The organism is Marinomonas sp. PE14-40 (assembly GCF_051623805.1).
Classification (GTDB): domain Bacteria; phylum Pseudomonadota; class Gammaproteobacteria; order Pseudomonadales; family Marinomonadaceae; genus Marinomonas.
Map to the genome: position 1 here is coordinate 2,175,338 of NZ_CP130700.1, position 17,252 is coordinate 2,192,589.

The 17,252-nt window shown below is 39.7% G+C and carries 14 protein-coding genes; 2 read left to right on the plus strand and 12 right to left on the minus strand.

All coding sequences use genetic code 11. The features are described from left to right. Positions 1–20: 20 nt before the first annotated feature. Positions 21–617, minus strand: a complete 597-nt coding sequence (locus tag Q0A08_RS09965) for a TetR/AcrR family transcriptional regulator (RefSeq protein ID WP_438466831.1) — start codon at positions 615–617, stop codon at positions 21–23. Positions 618–778: 161 nt separating this feature from the next. On the opposite strand from Q0A08_RS09965, the gene Q0A08_RS09970 reads away from it, so the two are divergent. Next, positions 779–1,819, plus strand: a complete 1,041-nt coding sequence (locus Q0A08_RS09970) for an alkene reductase (protein ID WP_438466833.1) — start codon at positions 779–781, stop codon at positions 1,817–1,819. Positions 1,820–1,870: 51 nt separating this feature from the next. Here the strand turns inward: Q0A08_RS09970 and Q0A08_RS09975 are convergent, their stop codons facing one another. From Q0A08_RS09975 to Q0A08_RS10020, 10 genes are all read right to left on the minus strand, one after another. Next, on the minus strand, positions 1,871–2,404 hold the full coding sequence (locus Q0A08_RS09975; RefSeq protein ID WP_438466835.1) for a GNAT family N-acetyltransferase: 534 nt from the start codon (positions 2,402–2,404) through the stop codon (positions 1,871–1,873). 158 nt (positions 2,405–2,562) lie between these two features. After that, on the minus strand, positions 2,563–3,738 hold the full coding sequence (fadA, locus tag Q0A08_RS09980; RefSeq protein ID WP_438466836.1) for an acetyl-CoA C-acyltransferase FadA: 1,176 nt from the start codon (positions 3,736–3,738) through the stop codon (positions 2,563–2,565). A gap of 28 nt (positions 3,739–3,766) precedes the next feature. Further along, positions 3,767–5,926, minus strand: coding sequence for a fatty acid oxidation complex subunit alpha FadB (gene fadB, locus Q0A08_RS09985; protein ID WP_438466838.1), 2,160 nt, complete (start codon positions 5,924–5,926; stop codon positions 3,767–3,769). Between the two features lie 116 nt (positions 5,927–6,042). Continuing rightward, positions 6,043–6,972, minus strand: coding sequence for an electron transfer flavoprotein subunit alpha/FixB family protein (locus tag Q0A08_RS09990; protein WP_438466839.1), 930 nt, complete (start codon positions 6,970–6,972; stop codon positions 6,043–6,045). Then, on the minus strand, positions 6,969–7,721 hold the full coding sequence (locus Q0A08_RS09995; RefSeq protein ID WP_438466840.1) for an electron transfer flavoprotein subunit beta/FixA family protein: 753 nt from the start codon (positions 7,719–7,721) through the stop codon (positions 6,969–6,971). Before Q0A08_RS09995 ends, Q0A08_RS09990 begins: the two co-directional genes overlap by 4 nt. Before the next feature lie 283 nt (positions 7,722–8,004). Further along, the gene (locus Q0A08_RS10000; RefSeq protein ID WP_438466842.1) at positions 8,005–8,754 is read right to left on the minus strand and encodes an enoyl-CoA hydratase-related protein; all 750 of its coding nucleotides are present in this window, start codon (positions 8,752–8,754) and stop codon (positions 8,005–8,007) included. Between the two features lie 109 nt (positions 8,755–8,863). Then, positions 8,864–9,439, minus strand: a complete 576-nt coding sequence (locus Q0A08_RS10005) for a DUF2889 domain-containing protein (protein ID WP_438466844.1) — start codon at positions 9,437–9,439, stop codon at positions 8,864–8,866. Positions 9,440–9,442: 3 nt separating this feature from the next. After that, entirely contained in the window at positions 9,443–11,128 is a 1,686-nt protein-coding gene (locus Q0A08_RS10010; protein ID WP_438466846.1) for an AMP-binding protein, read from the minus strand. Positions 11,129–11,242: 114 nt separating this feature from the next. Next, positions 11,243–11,557 carry an SCP2 sterol-binding domain-containing protein gene (locus tag Q0A08_RS10015; protein WP_438466848.1) on the minus strand — a complete coding sequence of 105 codons (315 nt, stop codon included), beginning with the start codon at positions 11,555–11,557 and terminating at the stop codon, positions 11,243–11,245. An 85-nt stretch (positions 11,558–11,642) separates the two neighbouring features. Beyond that, entirely contained in the window at positions 11,643–13,442 is a 1,800-nt protein-coding gene (locus Q0A08_RS10020) for an acyl-CoA dehydrogenase C-terminal domain-containing protein (protein ID WP_438466850.1), read from the minus strand. Positions 13,443–13,902: 460 nt separating this feature from the next. On the opposite strand from Q0A08_RS10020, the gene Q0A08_RS10025 reads away from it, so the two are divergent. Next, complete coding sequence (locus Q0A08_RS10025) at positions 13,903–14,802, plus strand: hypothetical protein (protein WP_438466852.1); 900 nt, start codon at positions 13,903–13,905, stop codon at positions 14,800–14,802. A gap of 70 nt (positions 14,803–14,872) precedes the next feature. Here the strand turns inward: Q0A08_RS10025 and Q0A08_RS10030 are convergent, their stop codons facing one another. Beyond that, positions 14,873–17,068, minus strand: coding sequence for an NAD(P)-binding protein (locus Q0A08_RS10030; protein ID WP_438466854.1), 2,196 nt, complete (start codon positions 17,066–17,068; stop codon positions 14,873–14,875). Positions 17,069–17,252 lie beyond the last annotated feature (184 nt).

A 17,252-nucleotide genomic window follows, 5' to 3' on the forward strand; every position in this document is an offset into this window, starting at 1 on the left:
TATGCACCTTTAGTCTTATACTAGTGAGTAAGACTTAAGCGTTTTATATCGTTAAAAAGTTGATCTGCCAATTCCTGTAAAATCACTTGGGTTGTGTTGGTTTGAGCAAAAGTACGTAACCCATAAATCCCCATAGAGAGGTAACGCGACATATGGAAAATATCACATTTTGGAGATAGTTCCTTAGCTTCGATAGCTATTTCGAATTGATTCTGAAATGCCTTTTGCCAATCATAAAGGCTATCACTAATTACACTTTTAATTTCCTTATCTTGATCTGCTATTTCAGTCAGTGCTCGAGTTAAAAGACACGCTTTGTTGCCTTCTTTCTCAGCACAATCTAGCACTATGGCATCAAGGTATTGCTTTAGAGAATCCAATACAGCGACATCTTGCGTAAAGTGATCTTTAAATTTTAATTCACTATCTTGTTTGTATTGAGCCAATGCAGCCAATAGTAACCCGCGCTTATTTTCAAAAGCACAATAGATTGAACCTGGGTGAAGGCCTGTAGATTTGGTCAAGTCCTGCATGCTTGTTTTGCTATAGCCTTTTTGAACAAAGGTGTTCATTGCAGACCTTAACACCTGTTCACGATCGAACTTTGCCGGTGGCATTGAATTTGTCTCACTTATTGTATGATTGAAAAATAATACTTTATTTTGAATGTTTATTCAAAATAAACCTTGAATGATTACTCAAACAGTTATATCTTGAATAAACATTCAAGGTATACACCTGTTATTTCAAAGTCGCAGGTAAACAATAGGAATTAAAAATGACTGCTAATTTATTTGAAGAATACGCATTAAACGACAGTATCAAATTACAAAATCGTATTCTTATGGCACCGCTCACCCGTTGCATGGCTGATAATGATTTAGTGCCTACCCAAGAAGTCGCAGATTATTATGCTAGACGCGCTGATGCAGGATTAATTATTAGTGAGGCAACCATCATTCGCCCCGATGGACAAGGTTACCCTAATACACCAGGGCTATATTCAAGTGCACAAATTGAAGGCTGGCAAAAAGTTACTCAGGCAGTACATGCAAAAGGCGGCAGAATTTTTGCGCAACTTTGGCATACTGGCAGAGTGGCTCATTCACACTTTTTTGGAACAGATGTACTGGCACCTTCAGCTATTAAAGTAGAGGGTACTGTACCTAGAATGCGAGAGCTGGTTTACCAAACGCCAAAAGCAGCCACTCAGGAAGATATCAATCAACTTGTGAAAGATTATGCACAGGCTGCTTCAAATGCTATAGATGCAGGATTTGACGGGGTTGAAATACATGGTGCTAATGGCTATCTCATCGACCAATTCTTACATCATGCAAGTAATCAGCGAAATGATAATTACGGAGAAACACCAGAGAATATGTCTCGCTTTGCCCTCGAGGTAGTAGATGCCATTACAGCGAGAATTGGTAATGAGAAAACCGCTCTAAGAGTAAGCCCTGGTGCTTATTTTAATCTAGAAGGTAACCCAAAAGACAAAGAAGTATTTGATTACCTACTACCTGAACTTGAAAAACGTAACTTGGCTTTCTTACACATAGGTATTTTCGATGATGCGATGGAATTTGACTACCTAGGTGGTAGAGCTTCAAGCTATGTCAGAAAACATTATCATAAAACGCTAGTAGGCGTTGGCAGCTTCAGCGCTGAAACAGGTAGCCAAGCGATAGAAGAAGAAAAATTTGATCTTTTAGCCATAGGCAGGCCCTTTATAGCCAACCCTGATTATATTGAAAAAGTGAGATACAATAAAGCTTTGATAGAATACTCAGATGAGATGTTAGCTGAGCTGTCGTAAAATGATATATTTTCAGAAGTGTCAGTATTAACTGGCACTTCCTTTCTAGAATTATCTAATAAGTCTTAGAGACTTCCTGAGCGTCAAGGCACTTGGCCAGAGATAAACAAACTCCTCTACCTTGCTACCACAAGGTGAATTCCATATATTGGTCTCGGCACGCTTACCTTCTAATTTTTCATAAAAGCGAATAGCATTTTCATTCTTTACTAGCACCTCTAAATATAAGCTAAGCCCTTCGAGCTCACCCATACTCGATAGAACCCTATAAATAAGCTGCCTACCTAAGCCTTTGCCTTTATAGCTTGAATCAACATGTAGGTTATCTAACAAGATAGTTTTTGCACTTGGCGATTTCACTAAACAAATAAAGCCAAGCAGGTTATTCGCTTCTTCAACAAGTAAAACAACTTGATTTGTACTTTTGTTAGTCAACCTTTCACGCCAAACATCTAGTCTGTCTTGTAATACGCATTTATCTAAATATTCATCAGACAAAATACCGGTATAGGTTTCTTGCCAACTTTTAGCATGTAGGTTTGCAATAGCTTCTAGGTCTCTCAAGCCTGCTTGTCGATACTCCACACCTTAACTCCTTTTTGATGGTTTAACCTCTAGCTCAAAGTAGATAAATTATAAGCACTTTTTTTAAACAAAAAAAAGCCCCTCAAAGAGGGGCTAAAAGACAGAGATGGACTTTCAAATAACATTGAAATTGGGTGCGGGGGCGCACCCCTTTTCAATTACAAACGTTCGAAAACGGTTGCAATACCTTGCCCCATGCCAATACACATAGTAGCAAGACCTAGTGTTGCATCTTTCTCCTTCATTACATTAAGCAATGTTGTCGAAATACGCGTACCTGAACAACCCAGAGGGTGACCGAGGGCGATAGCGCCACCGTTCAAGTTCACTTTGGTTTCTAAATCATTAAGCAGTTTAAGGTCTTTCATTACAGGTAGCGCCTGCGCTGCGAAAGCTTCATTCAACTCAACAATTTCAATATCAGAGATAGTTAAACCCGCACGTTTAAGTGCTTTCTTCGATGCTGGAACAGGGCCATAACCCATGATCGCAGGATCACAACCAGCCACAGCCATGCTCTTAACTCGAGCGATAGGTGTAACTCCCAACTCTTCTGCTTTTTTAGCTGACATCATCAACATAGCTGAAGCACCATCAGATAAAGCGGAAGAAGTACCGGCTGTTACTGTACCGCCTTTTGGCATAAATACAGGACGTAAGCCACCTAGAGATTCTAGGCTTGTTTCAGGTCGAATTACTTCATCAACTTCAACCAGTACTTTATTACCTTCTGCATCATGCCCTTCAATCGGTACGATTTCATTATCAAAACGACCTGCCAAAGTAGCTTCGTGAGCAAGACGGTGTGAACGCACACCCATTGCATCTTGATCTTCACGGCTAATTCCGTGCATTTTACCTAGCATTTCAGCTGTCACACCCATCATCATGGACGCTTTTGCCATATGCTTAGACATAGCAGGGTTTACATCAACACCATGCATCATATTGACGTGACCCATATGCTCTACACCACCAACCACAAACACATCACCTTGACCTGTCATGATTGCTTGAGCAGCAGTATGAATCGCTGACATTGATGAACCACACAAACGGTTCACAGTTTGAGCAGCAGACGTCACAGGCAAGCCACCCATAAGAGCAACAGCACGAGCCATATTAAAACCTTGTTCTAGCGTCTGGTTAACGCAACCCCAGATCAAATCTTCTACTTCATTTACGTCAACTCCAGGGTTACGTTTAAATAAAGCTTTTACTAGACCTGCAGATAAGTTTTCTGCACGTACATTTCTAAAAACACCGTTCTTCGTCTTACCCATAGGTGAGCGTACGGCATCAATGATGACTACATCGTTTGGATTCAATTTCATGGATTATCTCCTAATCTCGACCTATGAATTACTTAGCAGCATTGCCGTAGTAAGTTTCGTTATTAGCTGCCATAGCGCGCATTTGTTCTGTTGGGTGGTAAAGTTTACCCAAGTGGCTGAACTTATCAGCCAACTCACAGAATGCAGCTAGACCCATTTGGTCAAGATAATGTATTGCACCACCTAAGTATGGAGGGAAGCCGATACCATAAATAAGGCCCATATCCGCTTCAGCTGGCGAAGCAACGATACTTTCTTCAAGACAACGAACAGTTTCGATACATAGAGGGATCATCATACGAGCAATGATGTCTTCTTCTGTTAACTCAGTTTGAGACTCAACAGTCGGCGCTAGAAGCTCGACGATTTCTTCATTGTAAATTTTCTTCGGCTTACCTTTACGATCATTTTCGTAAGTGTAAAAGCCTTTTTGATTCTTCTGACCAAAACGCTCAAGTTCAAATAAGCGATCAATGACACTCACACCTTCGTGTTGCATACGATCAGGGAAACCTTGCGCCATCACTTCATCAGCATGGTAAGCCGTATCAATACCGACTACGTCCATCAAATAAGCAGGACCCATTGGCCAACCGAATTTTTCCATCACTTTATCAACTTGACGGAAATCTGCGCCCTCTTTCATCATGGCAGCAAAACCACCAAAATAAGGGAATAGGACACGGTTAACTAAGAAACCTGGGCAGTCATTCACAACAATCGGTGTTTTACCCATAGCCTGTGCGTAAGCCACTGTTTTAGCAACGGCTGCTTCGCTAGATTTTTCACCACGAATCACTTCAACTAAAGGCATTTTATGCACTGGGTTAAAGAAATGCATACCGACAAAGTTTTCAGGACGTTTAAGCGCAGTCGCAAGCTCAGTGATCGAAATAGTTGAAGTGTTAGAGGTCAAAATAGCATCATCAGCAATATGACCTTCTGTTTCTGCTAATACAGACTTTTTAACATTAACGTTTTCAACAACAGCTTCAACCACTAGGTCAACATTCTCAAATTCACCATAGGTCAAAGCAGGCACAATTTTACTTAGTGACTTCATTGCTTTATCAGCCGTTAAACGACCACGTGACACCTGACCATTTAACAACTTAGTCGCTTCATTTAAACCAAGATCGATCGCTTCTGTGCGAATATCCTTCATAATGATAGGCGTACCTTTAGAAGCGGATTGGTAAGCAACACCACCCCCCATAATACCAGCACCCAATACAGCAGCTTGCTTGACAGGCGTCGCATCTTTAATCAATGCCCCTGATGTTTTCTTGATTTGCTGATCACTTAAGAAAAGGTTAACAAGGGATTTTGCAACTGGCGTTTTCGCCATTTTTATAAAACCAGCAATTTCTGTTTCACAGGCTTTTTCAAATGCTTGGCCAATGTTCTTCTCTACTGATTTAATCGCAGCCATAGGCGCTGGATAATGTTTACCTGCTTTAGCACCAACAACACCACGTACAGATTCAAAAATCATCATTTTTTCAATCGCAGAGAAAACCATAGGTGCAGTTTCTTCTTCACGACGAGCCATATAATCAAGCTTACCAGAAGCTGCTTGCTCAACAAGATGAAGCGCAGACTCTAAAACTTTTTCAGTTTTAACAACCGCATCAACAGCACCATCTTTTAAAGCAACATTGGCACGTTTTTGACCAGCACCACAAATCCATTCACACGCATTATCAACACCGATTACACGAGGAAGTCGCACAGTACCACCCCAACCAGGATAAATACCTAATTGCGTTTCTGGTAAACCAACTTTTGTTGAATCAGCCATAACACGATAATCACAGGCTAAACAAAGCTCAAAACCACCACCTAGTGCAACACCATTAATAGCAGCAACTGTTGGACATGGAAGAGCAGCAATATCATTGAAGATTTTATGGGCTGCACGCAGCTTTTCAGCCAATAGCTCGTCTTCTAATTCAAACCAAGTCGAAAATTCAGTAATGTCTGCACCAACAACAAAAACATCTTTCGCGCTGGCAAAAACAACACCTTTCAAGCCCGGTTGTACTTTCAATGCAGAAACGGCTTCGCCTAATTCTTGCAAAGTTAAGCTATTAAATTTATTTACTGATTCACCCTGTAAATCAAGAGTGACGATGGCAATGCCAGGTGACTTTTCAGCTACCTTTATTGCTTGTCCTTCAAAAATCATGCTGATCTCCAATTTTTCTTATTTTGACCTTTCCTTGGATTCATTCAAAAATGAGCCTAAGGCAAGGCAGTATTCACTGCCTCGTTAAAGTTGATAATCGGGGGATACCCAATCGCTTACAACGCGTTTTCTAACTCAGGTACAGCCTCAAAAAGATCTGCGACTAAACCATAATCTGCAATTTGGAAAATTGGTGCTTCTTCATCTTTATTGATAGCCACAATTATCTTCGAATCTTTCATACCTGCTAGATGCTGGATCGCACCAGAAATACCAACAGCGACATATAAATCAGGCGCTACGGTTTTACCTGTTTGACCAACCTGTAAATCGTTTGGCACAAAGCCTGCGTCAACCGCAGCTCGTGATGCACCAACCGCTGCGCCAAGTTTGTCTGCAACTCCATCAAGAATTTTGAAGTTATCACCACTCCCCATACCACGCCCACCTGAAACAATAATGTTTGCAGCAGTTAGTTCAGGGCGATCTGAGACAGCAAGTTCTTCACCTACAAAACGACTCTTATCTGACGCAATCACTTGAGAAAGAGTAACCAATTCTGCATTTCCACCTTCACCTGCAACAGGGTCAAAACCCGTCGCACGGATTGTAATCACTTTAACTGCATCACTTGATTGCACTGTGGCAATAGCATTACCTGCATAGATAGGACGAACAAACGTATCAGCACTTTCAACTTTGATTACATCTGAAAGCTGAGCAACATCAAGCAAAGCAGCGACACGTGGCAGCATATTTTTACCAGTCGTTGTCGCAGGCGCTAGAATATGGCTATATCTTTCAGACAATTCAACGACTAACTTACTGACATTTTCAGCCAACTGATATTCATAAACAGCATCATCGGCTAATAAGACACGTGTTAAGCCTTGTGCTTTTGAGGCTTGTTCCGCAACGGCTTGGCAGTTAGCGCCAACAACTAATAAATCAACATCTCCGCCAATTTGTGTTGCTGCAGCTAACGTATTTAAAGTTGCTGGTTTTAGATTAGCGTTATCATGTTCTGCAATAATTAAAATGCTCATGCAATCACCTTAGCTTCGTTTTTCAATTTTTCTACAAGCTCAGCGACAGAGCCTACTTTAATTCCACCTTGACGTTCAGCTGGCGGAGTCACAGAAATAACCTTTACATTCGATGCAACTGAAACACCTAATTCTTCTGGTGTCTTAACATCTAGAGGCTTTTTCTTCGCCTTCATAATATTAGGTAGTTTGATAAAACGAGGTTCATTTAAACGTAAGTCTGTCGTCACAACGGCAGGTAAACTCACTGCCAGTGTTTGTAAGCCACCGTCAATCTCACGAGTCACTTGCGCTTCACCGTTTTCAACAACAACTTCAGAGGCAAAAGTTGCTTGAGGCATATCAAGTAGAGCAGCTAACATTTGGCCAGTTTGATTGTTATCAGAGTCAATAGCCTGCTTACCTAAGATAATAAGATCTGGTGACTCAGTTTTAGCAACCTCAGCCAGAAGCTTAGCAACAGCTAAAGAATCTACACCGTCTTCTGTTTCAATTTGAACAGCACGATCAGCACCTAGACCCAGTGCCGTTCTTAGTGTTTCTTGGCAACCTTTAGAACCAATTGAAACAACTACAATTTCAGTTGCTATGCCTTTTTCTTTTAAGCGTACCGCTTCTTCAACCGCAATTTCACAAAATGGGTTAATAGACATTTTGACATTAGCAAGCTCGACCGCTTTGTGGTCTGCCTGTACTCTTACTTTGACGTTGTAATCAACAACGCGCTTAACTGCGACTAATACTTTCATACGCCCCTCGTGTCTATTTTTAAACTAAGTTCTAAACTGATTTAGAACCTACAAGCATCCTAATGCTTTTTTATTTTGGATGGCTGTCATTTGTACTTAATACTAAATTCTGACAGATTTTCATCAATAACAAAAAAGCCACAGTTAACTGACAAAAATCTCCAAACTAAGTCTAGCCCTTGATAGCACTCACTCTATACATGAAATATAAGTATCGAAAACACCCATCAACCGATTATTAATTCAACAAAACATGTATATCTAATATTAAAATAATTGAATATTAAGCTTTATTAAGAAAGGCAATGAAGGCTTCTTTTGCTTCTTGAGAGGCTAACCTTTCTTTAAACACTCGACTTTCTTTAGCTAGAGTTAACTGCACACTATCAGCTTTAGGCTGCTTTAATAGCTGCTTGCTTAACTGCACCGCCTGTGCAGGTAAAGCAGAGAGGTTATTGGCATAAGCTAACGCCTCTTCATAAGCTAATCCAAGATCACATGATTTATTTATTAAACCTAACTCAAGGGCTAAATTTGCATCAAAAGCCTCACCTAACACCAAAAGTTCAAACGCTCTCTGATGCCCGACTAAACTTGGTATAAGAAAACTTGAGGCAGCCTCAGGCACCAGCCCCAGTTTTACGAAAGGTAAGATAAACTTACTCGACTGGCTTGCGACAACCAAATCACAATGTAAAAGCATAGTTACACCAATACCAACCGCCATACCTTCAACTGCAGCAACTAATGGCTTTGGATAAGTTGCAATAGAATGAAGAAAATCAAATGTTGTATTTAACTTTTCAGGAGTTTGGGCAAGCGTTACAAATTCTGCTAGATCATTACCTGCACTAAAATCTTTACCCGCACCAGTCACTAGAGTTACTTTTACATCATCATTATGCTTTGCTTTATCAAGTGCTTGCGTTAAAGCTGAATACATATCGAGCGTAATTGCATTTTTTTTATCTGCACGATTGATAGTTAATGTTTGAATACCATTTTCTATCTTTTCAAGAATCATATTTTGCATATTAAGCTCCATTATATTTTTATCGTTTTTCTAACTTTTTTTGGGCAAAAAAATGCTCATGACACAATTAAATGTCATGAGCATTCATCTAAATTAATCTAAATAAAGATTAGCTGGCTTCATCCTGTCTAATCTTAGCCATCATAGGTCCATTTTCAGCCCAACCATGGCAGTTGTCAGAGAAAGAATGAATAGCCAATTTAGCTCTTTCTGGATATTTATCACTCAATGGATACCACATCATTTGAAAAGCAGTTGTCGCCACTACTGGCATCAACTCAAGAACATGAGTACATCCAGCAACACCTTTAAACTCTTTTTTCACATGAGATAGCCAACCAGATGTGATTGAGGTACCAACAAGGCTGTTAAAGTTTGGTGCAACCTCATGGCAATTAGGAAATGGGTGAGCATCTATACAAACTTCAATTTCCTTAATAACAAATGTGTCATCTAGCGCAATACGAACACTAATATCATGAAATGGCGTATCTTGAGCAACAAGTTCACCATCAAAGTCACGCCATACATCATACGCTTTGATGTCTTGCATTTTAGCTTCGACTTCCCACAATTCGTCACTTCTCAGATAACCATCGCTAATAACTCGCCTGCGATGCTTTAACTCTCGCACCACAGGCTCATTAGGTTGAGTAGCTATTGAAGAGCTTGATAACAAACTCACAGCTTAAGCAACCTCTTCATCTCTTAAAGCACGACGCAGAACTTTACCTACATTTGTTTTTGGCAAGTCTTCTCTTACCTCGATAATTTTAGGCACTTTATAAGCAGTTAAACTTTCGCGACAGTAGTTGCGAAGTTTCTTGCTATCAAATTGCACATCATCACCTTTTAATACGACAAATGCTTTTACTGCTTCACCTGTTTTCTCATCAGGAATACCAATAACGGCAGCTTCAAGCACATCAGGATGTGAACACAAGCAATCTTCAATCTCAGTTGGATAAACATTGAAACCAGAGACAATCACCATATCCTTAGCTCTATCGACAATTTTTAAATAACCATCAGCTTGGAATAGCGCAATGTCGCCTGTATTTAAGAAGCTTCCATTGACCATAATTTCTTGTGTTGCGGCTTCTCTTTTCCAGTAGCCCTTCATGACTTGAGGTCCAGAAACACACAATGCACCAGACTCACCTTGAGGCACTTCATTACCATCATCATCTAGAATCTTAACAAGCGTTTCCGCAACAGGGATGCCTATGGTACCTATTTGTTGTTCTCCTGGCGGGTTAAATGACACAACAGGAGAGGTTTCAGTTAAGCCATAACCTTCAACAACTTTACACTTAGTCACCGCTTCCCATTCATCTGCTGCTGCATGGGTTAAAGGCATTCCGCCTGAAGCAGTAATTTTCAATGTAGAAAAATCTAAAGCTTGAAAGTCTTTATTATTACAAAGCGCCACAAACAAAGTGTTTAGGCCAACAAAACCTGTAATTTTCCATTTACTTAGCTCTTTTACAAAACCAGGAATGTCTCTTGGGTTTGGAATAAGAACCGTTTGAGCCCCTTTCTCAAGCAAGGTTAAACCATGAATGATAAAAGCATAAATATGGTACATAGGAAGAGGCGCTACATATGTCTCTTCACCCTTAATACAATGGGCATCCAGACGATCACCTAGCTGATGCATGTTAGATATCAAGTTAGCATGGGTTAACATTGCACCTTTAGCCACACCTGTTGTACCACCAGTATATTGTAAAACAGCGATATCACCTGGGCTCTTATCTACAATCTTGACCTGATAACTTTGTCCCTTAGCAATGACATCATTCAGCGTCTTAGCCATAGGTAAGCTATAAGCCGGTACCATTTTTTTAAGATATTTAACGACACTATTAATTAACAAGCGTTTAGGTTGTGGGTGAAAGTCTGCTATTTCAGTCACAAAAACATGTTTAATGCCTGTTTTTGCAAGAATTGATTCACTCGTACTCGCCATATTAGCAAACACAACTAAGGCTTTAGCGCCAGAGTCATTAAACTGATGCTCTAACTCTTTTGCGGTATATAAAGGGTTGGTATTTACTACGATTAGACCTGCTTTTAATGCACCGAAAGTAACGACAGGATATTGCAAAACGTTAGGTAATTGAATAGCAATTCTATCGCCTGGTACCAGGTCAGTTTCATTCTGCAAATAAGAAGCAAAATGATTGGATTTTTCATCTAGCTCTTTAAAGCTCATGGTTCTACCCATGCAGCTAAATGCAGGTAGGTTAGCAAAGTCATTACAGCTTTTTTTCAATACTTCTGTAACAGACTGAAAATTATGTGGATTTAATGATTCTGGTATCCAGCTACCAGGCTCTTTATGAAGTGAAGACTCAGTTTCTGTCAGCATTTTAATGCTCCGCTTTGTTTTTTTTATATTGGGGAAAGTTCTTATGTCAAAAGCCCAACGTTAGCTTATTAACGTTGGGCTCTACAACTCATACGGTATGAGTTGGCAATCAAATTACTGAGGAAAAATTTGATTCAATTTTGTCGCAAGCATGATATCGCCATCAGCGCGAATCTTACCCTGCATGAAAGCAGCCATGCCATCTAGTTCGCCACTCATAATGTCTTTCAGTGTTTCAAGGTCCATAGACAATGTCACTGTTGCATCATCATGTTCACCAGCAGCAAGCTCGCAAGCACCGTCATTTATCGCAATATGATAGTCATCAGCATCATCTAGTTCGAATTGAAAAACAGCTTCCATATCATCTGCTTCCCCTGCATCAAAACGCTCAATCATTGAATCAAAAACTACTTTAGAATTGCTCATATATACCTCTTACATATTTATCTGTTTATAACCTTACTCTCAAACAGTTTGAAAGTAAGGTTTTTTGTTCATATTAATTAACAACTTATAAGAAAACAAAGTTCTCTTCATCAATCGACAATAGGTTGTCAGAGCCAGAAAGCATCGCTTCAACATGAGAGCGAGTGCGAGGCAAAATACGGTCGTAATAGAAGGTTGCTGTTTGCAATTTAGATTTGTAGAAACCTTCTTCATCAGAACCTTCATCTAACTGCACTTGTGCAGTCACAGCCATTCTTGCCCAGAAGTATGCTAGTACCACATAACCAGAGAACATTAGGTAATCAACAGATGCTGCGCCCACTTCGTCTTTGTTACGCATCGCCTTCATTCCAACTTTAAGTGTGATATCACCCCACTCACTATTTAGCTTACTGAGTGCAGAAATATATGGCTTGAAGCGCTTATCACCCTTATGCTCTTTACAGAACTTATGAATAATTTTAGTGAAGGTTTTTAAAGTTTTACCTTGAGACATCAATACTTTACGACCTAGTAGATCTAGCGCCTGAATACCAGTTGTGCCTTCATAAAGCATTGAAATACGGCAATCTCGTACATTTTGTTCCATACCCCATTCAGAAATAAAGCCATGGCCACCGTATACTTGCATACCTAAGTTTGCAGCTTCATAACCTGTCTCAGTTAAGAAGGCTTTTGCAATAGGAGTTAACAAGGACATCAGTTCATCAGCGTGTGCTTTATCTTCAGGCGAACCTTTTTTGGTAATATCCACCAGCATAGAGCAATAATGAATCATAGCTCGACCGCCTTCTGCAAAGGCTTTTTGAGTCAGTAGCATACGACGTACATCAGGATGCACAATAATTGGATCCGCTGCTTTCTCTGGTGCTTTAGGTCCAGATAGAGAGCGCATTTGCAAACGATCACGGGCATAGGTAACAGAATTTTGCAGTGCCCATTCACTGTGCGCTAGACCTTGCAATGCTGTACCAAGACGCGCTGTATTCATAAAGGTAAACATGCAGTTCAAGCCTTTATTTTCAGGCCCAATTAGGAAACCTTTTGCACCATCAAAGTTCATGACACAAGTGGCATTACCATGAATACCCATTTTATGCTCGATTGAGCCACAGGCTACATCGTTACGATCAGCCACTTCACCAGCACCATCAAGGTTGAATTTTGGTACGATGAAAAGAGAAATACCTTTGGTTCCAGCTGGTGCATCAGGAAGTCGTGCTAAAACGATATGTACGATATTCTCAGCCATATCATGCTCACCCGCTGAGATAAAGATCTTAGTACCTGAAATTGCATAAGAACCATCAGCTTGAGGCTCAGCTTTCGTTTTCAACAAGCCCAGATCTGTACCACAATGAGGTTCAGTCAAACACATGGTACCTGTCCATTCACCTGACACTAGTCTGGTTAAATAAGTTTGTTTCTGTTCATCTGTACCATGGGATTCAAGCGTATTCATTGCACCATGACTAAGTCCAGGGTACATACCCCAAGACCAGTTCGCGGTACCGATCATTTCTGTCACCATCAAACCAAGAGACTCAGGTAGACCTTGTCCACCTACCTCTTCAGGATGAGGAAGAGATGGCCAGCCACCTTCAACATATTGTTGATAAGCATCTTTAAAGCCTTCAGGTGTTGTTACTACACCATCTTTAAAAGTACAGCCTTGCTGGTCACCGACACGGTTTAGTGGAGATAAAACACGCTCAGCAAACTTAGCACCTTCTTCTAGTATTGCAGCGATCATATCAGGGGTAGCCTCTTCAGCTCCCGGTAGGTTGGCATAATGACTCTTAACATCCAACACTTCTTCTGTTACGAATTTAATATCACGCAATGGCGCTTTATACTCAGGCATGGCCTTGACCTCTTATTGTTTTTTTCATTTGTCCCCATTTATTTACAACAGGGTAACTATGACTAACAGATTCGGCTATTCTTCACATTCTCTCAATAACAAAAGCTACCAAGATTAGTAACAAAAATATGCATAGTATAAATATTAATCTTATCGAATAAGCGTAATTGTCATATTTTTGCTGTTTAAAGCAACCCAATTAAACCGAAATACCTTCATCAATCTCTATAAAAATAACCAAGGCTTCTTTTGGAGGAATACTCTACTTCAACACTATGTATATTAAGCAGCTCTAGCTATCAAAGACATTTACCAATTAGAAATGAAAGCTCATTAAACAAGACCCTCATCTTTCTGAATAGTGATTCATAAATTTGATCCTACACTTATGATGATTAATATTAGTTTAGAACTAACTTATATAGAAATATCAATCATCAAAAGGAAAGAGAGGGAAACGATGAAAACTTATGCTCAATTAGTAGAAGAAGTCACCAAGCTTTGCCAAGATATTGAAAACAAACCTCAACAAAGGCTAAAAGTACGACAAGACTTCTACCTCAATCATGGAAGTTCAACCATACTCGACCCCTATAATTATGGGGACTCAGAGATAGCCTTTTTAAAATGGGAAATTAAACGTGGCGTATTTAACCCACTTAATGACCCAATTCAAGCAGGTAGCCCTTGGTGGCGTAATGTGAACCTGAGGTTTATCTATTATTCAGAATTAGCGGGGAAAATTTTTGACGAAAAACTTACCCAAGCTGATTTACCGATACCGGTGCAAGTTTGGTTAGATTACTTAGAGTCACCAACCGCAGAGCATTGGTACAAAGCCCACAACACCACCATACTTAATGCTTTCGAGTATTACTTAAACGATGCCAGAGAGGAAAACGACATTGAGCAAAAGTTTCTAAATATCATTTTATACAGATTACTCTTTGCTCAAGCTATGGTTGAAGATGCCACTATTTTTGGTGAACTAGGTTCTTTATTAGCAGACCCTAGAGGTTTTTCGGTCAAATTAATAACAAGTCTGCCTGACTTTTATCCAACAAATTATCCACTAACTGAAGATGATTTAGCCATAATTGAAGGGGATGAACTCTCCCTTAAAGAGGTTTTTTTCGACATAATAAAAGATTGGAAAGAGAAACCTGATTTAAAAGAAATTATTAAAGATGCTTTTCAGCTAGAAGATTTTGGAGTAAAAATCTTAGATGACTGGATTATCAAACCGCACATAAAAGAAATGTATGCAGCCGCAGAAAAATATGATCAAGCACCATTCCTCACTGGTTACTTAGAAGAAAAAGAGCCTTGCTACCCCTACCCAATCCCCCCTCAAGAGTAGATTAAATTAGGTAAAATAAATAAGAGGCTTAATACAAACTCGTATTAAACCTCTTATCATCCATTAAGTATTAATCAAATAAGGTTTCACCGAAAATACCATAACTCTCACCTTTGACAGCTCTCGCCGTCTGTAAGCCAGAAATAGTTGCTGACTCAACACAGCCCATGTTAAAACCATTTAAAATCCAATCACCTGTAATCAATAGATTATCAAAACCAGACTCATCTGTTTTTAACCTTAATTTGGTTGTCCCTACCGTTGATTGAACATAACGCTCACTAGGATCAATATTGGCTCTGCAATACTGAGCATCTAATCTCTCCTCCCCTTTCATATCAGCAGGTGCAACTAAATATTCCCATTTGTACACACCCTCTCTAGGGTTAGCGTTTGGCCATAAAAAGCCGACTCGATTTAACATAAAGTCCTTTACGCCTGCCTCAACTTTTGCCTTTTGTGATTTTGGATAGGAAGGATCGGGGGCTTTGGGAGCGGCATCAGGTGCAAACACACCACAGAAATAACTGATATCTTTAGGCGAGTCAGGATCTCCTTTTTTCCACTCTTCTCTATTCACCAAATAACTAACATCAGCCCATGAGTCCAAAGCTTGTGAATCAAAGCCGAGAATCTCAGGTTCTTCCTCTCCTTCTTTATACTCAGGCCAACCTAACACTTTTATGTCCTGATTCTGCCACACCTGATAAGCTTGAGTCGCCACAGTAGACAAACCTTCTGCCATTGCTTTAAAAACAGGGTTTAATGCCATCAAACTAGGCGCAATACTAGGAAGCGAAGCAACGGAAATACCTAAAATAATCTGATCGTAATCTTCATCCATTTTTAAGATTACTTTAGGTTGATCATAAAGCTCAGACCAATCACTCCAAAAGGATTCTAAATTAATATCATTTTCGATCAGTTTAGCTGCAACACTTGGTTCAATCTGATTATATAAAGGTGTTGAAGGCCAGCACGCCAAATCTTCTACACTTACTAGAGGGTTATATTCTTGCCCTTCTTCTATTAGAGGTACCTGCTGGACCATACGAACTTCACTAATTAAATGCTTTCCCTCTTTTTCTATCGCGCAAACTTCTTCAACCTGATGAAAGAATTTAAATTTCACACCTCTGCGTTTAAGCAGCTCATAATAAGGAGCAAACACCACATCCCCCATACCAGCCTGCATACGCCAGACAAAAGATTCTCTAACCGCAACAATTGCCCACAAACCAGCTTTGATGACAGTGCCAGCTTCAACATCCGGTTTAGATAAATCCCCATCTTTATAAGCAAAGAAACCGCCATACATACCATTCATTAAAGGGCCTGAGGTAGTTAATTCACTTGCCCCCCATGAAGTTAACCAATCCATAAAGTTTTGATCATTAATCTTGCTTAACGCACCAGGTAAATAAAGCTCCCCTTTTAAAACACCAATGCCCATGGTTAAAACAAAATCTAAGCTGGTATAAATGCGATTAATTTTTACATTTAGCCTAGCAGGAATAGAAAGCAGCCCTGTTAGAGTCTCCCTAACATCCTCCATGATGCAGATTATTTCATTAATGAGCTTATCAAATTTGTTCTTATCCTTTTGAGTCGTGCATTCAGACAAACCATTTCTGACAACTTTTAGTTTTTTAACGGCGGCTAAAATAACTTCATCTTCAAAATAATCTTCTACTTCGTCTTTAACATGAGAAATAAAGTCAAAAAAATTAGCATCTTCATCTAACGGTTCTGGTTCTTTTTCAGCGTGCTTTAATAACCAATTAATTAAAACAGACAAGGCTTCCAAGATATCAACTGGATCAGCCCCTTCACCCACTTTGCCAGGTAATGGCGGAACATTAACCGGCCAAACAGACCATTCATGCCTAAAGTCTTGCGCCAATGCGGTGGAGTGATGCGGAGTAAATGCCTCATAAAGGGATGAGAGAGGCATATCTTTGGGTCTGTCTAGCTCGTCATAACAAGCACGCATACATTTAAACGCATTATAATAAAAGCCAAACCATACGTGGATGCCATGCTCTTCAATTCTGCCATGATCATCTAAATTACGTCCACTCGCTCCCTTTCCCCCTAAGCGCCATCCCATTTGATAAAGAGTAATATCATATTTTTCTTTCCAATCCGGCTGACTGGTTAAATCAAACACACTTGTTATAGCTGAAACACCACCACCAAGTACCGCTAATTTCCTTACATCCGTCATCACAACTTCCTCAATATTTAATAAAAAGAGTAACTTCATTTATCTACTAAAATAGTTAGTCTAAGCTCAATAATTAAATCATTGTTCCTATTATTAATTACCGTATTTAGAAATAGATGAACTTATCTTCAATTTCAATAATTTAATTTTGAATGGAAGTATGCTAGAAATCCTATTCGACATAAGAGAATGTCGTTTTATTAGTGAAAATAGAGGATTATCC